Annotated in this window: 4 protein-coding genes, 1 tRNA gene and 1 pseudogene; all 6 read left to right on the forward strand. The window is 51.4% G+C overall.

Annotated elements, in window-relative coordinates; genetic code table 11:
- Window positions 1–116: pseudogene (locus AC3ZFK_RS08055) on the forward strand (recombinase RecA); the annotation flags it as partial.
- A complete protein-coding gene (locus AC3ZFK_RS08060) occupies window positions 106–564 on the forward strand; it encodes a regulatory protein RecX (protein ID WP_487507416.1) in 459 nt (152 codons plus the stop codon). The pseudogene AC3ZFK_RS08055 and the gene AC3ZFK_RS08060, both read left to right, overlap by 11 nt.
- 7 nt (window positions 565–571) lie before the next feature.
- Complete coding sequence (alaS, locus tag AC3ZFK_RS08065) at window positions 572–3175, forward strand: alanine--tRNA ligase (protein ID WP_487507415.1); 2604 nt, start codon at window positions 572–574, stop codon at window positions 3173–3175.
- Window positions 3175–4404: an aspartate kinase gene (locus tag AC3ZFK_RS08070; protein WP_487507414.1), complete on the forward strand. Its 1230-nt coding sequence runs from the start codon at window positions 3175–3177 to the stop codon at window positions 4402–4404. The genes alaS and AC3ZFK_RS08070 overlap by 1 nt, the downstream gene beginning before the upstream one ends.
- A gap of 125 nt (window positions 4405–4529) precedes the next feature.
- Entirely contained in the window at window positions 4530–4724 is a 195-nt protein-coding gene (csrA, locus tag AC3ZFK_RS08075) for a carbon storage regulator CsrA (RefSeq protein ID WP_487507413.1), read from the forward strand.
- A gap of 152 nt (window positions 4725–4876) precedes the next feature.
- Window positions 4877–4969, forward strand: a tRNA-Ser gene (locus AC3ZFK_RS08080).
- Window position 4970: the final 1 nt, after the last annotated feature.

Consider the following 4970-nt stretch of genomic DNA (forward strand, 5'->3'; position numbering starts at 1 on the left):
TAGGCCAGGGCAAAGACAAGGTAAGACAGTACCTCAAAGACAACCCTGAGACAGCCCGGGAGATTGAACAGCAGATACGGGAGCAGTTGCTGCCGGACCGGGCCGGTGGCGGATAGAGATATAGCACACGCGCGTGACCAGGCGCTGCGCCTGTTGGCACGGAGAGAGCACTCGATACTTGAGTTGAGGCGCAAGCTGGTTGGCAGGGGGTATGGTGAGGAGATGGTCGATCCTCTACTGAAGCAGCTGGTTGAGGAGGGAGTGTTGAGTGAGGAGCGGTTTGCGGAGAGCTACGTGCGCTCACGAGTTGGTAAGGGGCTAGGGCCGTATCGTATAGAGCGGGAGTTGCAGGAGAAGGGCGTTCCCGCAGAGAAGATTGAACCGGCGATGGAGCCCTATGCTGATGAGTGGAATGGGTGTGCGCGCAGAGTGAAAGAGAAAAAATTTGGAACAGAGAGAGTTGATGATTTTAGTGAACAGGCACGACAACAGCGTTTTTTGCAGTACCGGGGATTTACCCATGAGCAGATTCGGGTAGTAATTGATACCCCACGGAATGACTGAATAGATCATGAAAAGTAACGAAATTAGAACTGCATTTTTAGACTTCTTTGAACAGAAGGGGCACCAGGTTGTGGATAGTAGTCCACTGATACCGGCCAATGATCCAACCCTGCTCTTTGTGAATGCCGGGATGGTGCAGTTCAAGGATGTTTTTCTGGGGCAGGAGAAGCGTAACTACAGCAGGGCAACCTCGGTACAACGTTGTCTGCGCGCAGGGGGAAAACACAATGACCTGGAGAATGTTGGCTACACGGCACGTCACCATACCTTCTTCGAGATGCTTGGAAACTTCAGTTTTGGAGACTATTTCAAGCGGGATGCGATTCAGTATGCATGGGAGTTTCTGACGGTTACTCTTGGGTTGCCAGAAGAGAAACTATGGGTCACTGTATATGAGGAGGACCCTGAGGCAGAGGATATATGGCTCAAGGAGATGAAAGTCTCTGCGGAGCGTTTCTCACGCTGTGGCGCCAAGGATAACTTCTGGTCAATGGGGGACACCGGCCCTTGTGGCCCCTGTTCCGAGATCTTCTATGATCATGGAGAGGAGATTGCCGGCGGTCCTCCGGGCTCTCCAGATGAGGATGGGGATCGTTATATCGAGATCTGGAATCTGGTGTTCATGCAGTATGACCGTGATAACGACGGTACTCTTAATTCACTGCCGCACCCATCGGTCGATACCGGTATGGGGCTGGAGCGGTTGGCTGCCATTCTGCAGAATGGGCATAGTAACTACGATATCGATCTGTTCCAGAATCTGATGAAGGCTGTCGCCAAAGAGACCGGGGTAACTGACCACAACCACACCTCAGTCAAGGTGATTGCAGACCATATTCGCTCCTGTGCCTTTCTCGCTGTGGATGGGGTTGTTCCATCCAATGAGGGGCGTGGTTATGTCATGCGTCGTATCGTTCGCCGTGCAATTCGCCATGGCTACAAGCTGGGGCAGCCAGATCCATTCTTCCATAAACTGGTTGCCCCATTGGTGGCCGAGATGGGTGAGGCCTATCCTGCGCTTCCTGCGGCACAGCAGCAGGTAGAGAGGGTGTTGCTGAAAGAGGAGCAGCGCTTTGCAGAGACCCTGGATCAGGGGATGCGCATTCTTGAGGAGAGTATTGCTGCCCTGGATGGGGACGAGATTCCTGGTGAGACCATCTTCAAGCTTTATGATACTTACGGGTTTCCGGTTGATCTAACCGGAGATATAGCACGTGAGCGTAATCTGACTCTGGACCTTGATGGTTACGAGAAGGCAATGACAGAACAGCGTGACAGGGCGCGTTCAGCAAGCAGTTTCAAGAGTGCGCAGGCTGAAGGTCTGGAGATTGAGGGAGAGACTAAATTTAGTGGATATGATGGTCTTGAGGATCAATCAACAGTAGTTGCTCTGTTTAAAGAGGGCACTTCTGTTCAATCCCTTGATGAGGGTGACAGCGGTGTAGTTGTGCTTGAGTCCACCCCGTTCTATGGAGAGTCTGGTGGACAGGCGGGTGATATGGGGCTACTTAATGGCGAGGGGCTGGCATATTTTGAGGTTGAGGATACCCAGAAACAGACTGGAGGAACCATTCTCCACATTGGTGAGGTTGGGGTTGGCACAATATCTATTGACGATATCATCAGTGCCAAGGTGGATGTGACTGAGCGCAAGGCAACAGCACGAAACCACTCGGCAACCCATCTGGCACATGCTGCGCTGAGAAAGATCCTTGGTGACCATGTACAGCAGAAGGGTTCACAGGTGAATGGTAATCGACTCCGTTTTGACTTCTCCCATTTTGAACCCATGACAGATGAGCAGATTCATGAGGTGGAGCGTCAGGTCAACGAACAGATTCTTGCAAGCCACCCAGTGGATAGTCAGGTAATGTCAATTGACGATGCCAAGGCTACCGGGGCGATGGCACTATTTGGCGAGAAATATGGTGATGAGGTGCGGGTTGTGCGGATGGATGAGTACTCGACAGAGCTCTGTGGGGGCACCCATGTGGCATCCACTGGCGAGATCGGGATGTTCCGTATCCTCTCCGAGAGCGGGGTTGCTGCTGGTGTCCGCCGTATGGAGGCAGTTACGGGCGAAGGCGCACTGGCTTATGTGGAGTCTGGTGAGCAGACCCTTCAGCAGCTGGCGTCTCTTGTAAAGGCCAGTAGAGAGACGGTTGGCGACAAGGTGCAGGCTCTGGTTGAACAGAGCAAGAAGATGGAGAAAGAGCTGGAGCGTCTGAAATCAAAGCTGGCTAGCGCATCATCAGGAGACCTGGTCTCTGAGGCAGTAGAGAGTGGTGGAGTAAAAGTGCTGATCACACATCTTGAAGGGGCTGATGTCAAGACCCTGCGTACGACAATGGATCAACTAAAGGATAAACTGGGAACTGCGGCAATTCTTCTGGCAACAGCCAGTGGAGGGAAGGTGGTTCTGGTGGCCGGTGTAACCAAGGATGCAACTGACCGAATAAAGGCTGGTGATATGGTTAGGCATGCTGCGGAGCTTGTTGGCGGCAAGGGTGGTGGACGTCCCGATATGGCACAGGGTGGCGGTAGTGATCCATCGGGGATACCAGATGCCATTGAATCAACCAAGGCCTGGGCGCAAGAGGTACTGCAGTAATGGCACTTATAGTACAAAAATATGGCGGAACCTCTGTCGGCAGCGTCAAACGAATTGAGGCGGTAGCAGACAAGGTAAAAGAGTGGCGTGATCGCGGCAACCGGATGGTCGTTGTAGTCTCTGCCATGAGTGGTGAGACCAATCGGATTGTTGCTCTGGCAAAAGAGATTGATCCCAACCCAACCCCGCGCGAACTGGATGTGGCGATGGCAACCGGGGAGCAGGTAACCATCGCTCTGTTGACTATTGCCCTGGAGAAGAGGGGAGTGCCGGCTCGCTCCTATACCGGCCCACAGGTGCAGATTCTTACCGATAGCTCACACAACAAGGCACGCATCCTTGATATTGATGCGCAGCGTGTGCGTGATGATCTGGACAAGGATCACGTTATTGTAGTCGCCGGTTTCCAGGGAACTGATGAGCATGGAAATATAACCACCCTGGGAAGAGGGGGATCTGATACCTCCGCAGTTGCAATAGCCGCAGCAATAGATGCTGATGAGTGTCAGATCTATACAGATGTCGATGGTGTCTATACCACCGACCCCCGCGTCGTCCCCAATGCACGGCGCATGGATCGCATCACCTTTGAGGAGATGCTGGAGATGTCCAGCCTTGGCTCCAAGGTGCTACAGATCCGTGCTGTGGAGTTTGCAGGAAAATACAATGTCCCCCTTCGGGTTCTCTCCAGTTTTGAGGAGGGCCCCGGAACACTGATTACATTTGAGGAAGAAGGAATGGAACAGCCAGTTATCTCAGGAATTGCCTTTCAACGTGATGAAGCCAAACTGACGGTACGTGGTGTACCGGATGAGCCGGGTGTAGCCTGCAAGATCCTGGTTGCAATCTCTGATCAAAATATCGAGGTTGATATGATTGTGCAGAACATTGCCAATGACGGCACCACCGACTTCACATTTACGGTTCACCGTAATGATTACCAGCAAGCAATGGCCGCTCTGGAGAAGATAGGCAAAGAGCTTGGGGCTCGTGAGACTATTGGTGACAGTGAAATTGTAAAGGTCTCTCTGGTTGGTGTAGGGATGCGCTCACATGCGGGGATCGCCAGCCAGATGTTTAAGGCACTGGCAAAAGAGGGGGTTAATATCCAGATGATATCCACCTCGGAGATCAAGATCTCGGTCATTATTGATGAGAAATATCTGGAGCTTGCGGTGCGTGCGCTACATGACTCTTTTGAGTTGGATGCTGAGCCTGAGGTTCATTAAAATATGTGGGTTTCATCCTGTCAAATTTCAAAAAACAGTAAAGTTCTAATGTTCTAGCAATTGTTTGAACAGGCGGTATACTGCATAAGCCAAAGGAACTGATAATAATAAAATGGAGATATGGAATGCTGATACTGACAAGGCGAGTCGGGGAGACAGTGAGGATAGGGGATGATGTATCCATTACTGTGCTTGGAGTAAAAGGCAATGAGGTACGTATAGGTATCGATGCGCCAAGAGAGATAGCTGTCCATCGAGAGGAGATTTACCAAAGAATCCTCGATGAAGAGAGCGAAGAAAACAAAGATTACACAGCGTAGACTCTACTGTAATCGTACCAAATAACAAAAAAAGCAGATAAAACTGCCATTGTCATCTTTACCTGATCTCTCTCTACAGGTATCCTTTGCGCCGTTCTCGAGACATGGGGTTGTCCATTTGGCCAATAATTGAGAGTCTCACAATTTCTACTGGAGAAGTGGCCGAGAGGCTGAAGGCGCTCCCCTGCTAAGGGAGTATGGGGTTAATAGCTCCATCGAGGGTTCGAATCCCTCCTTCTCCGCCAT

It is taken from the genome of Candidatus Thiopontia autotrophica (assembly GCF_982804495.1).

What these genes read in the sequence shown, in the direction of transcription:
- csrA (WP_487507413.1), top strand. Translation starts at nt 4,530, where the DNA reads ATGCTGATACTGACAAGGCGAGTCGGGGAGACAGTGAGGATAGGGGAT.
- alaS (WP_487507415.1), top strand. Translation starts at nt 572, where the DNA reads ATGAAAAGTAACGAAATTAGAACTGCATTTTTAGACTTCTTTGAACAG.
- AC3ZFK_RS08070 (WP_487507414.1), top strand. Translation starts at nt 3,175, where the DNA reads ATGGCACTTATAGTACAAAAATATGGCGGAACCTCTGTCGGCAGCGTC.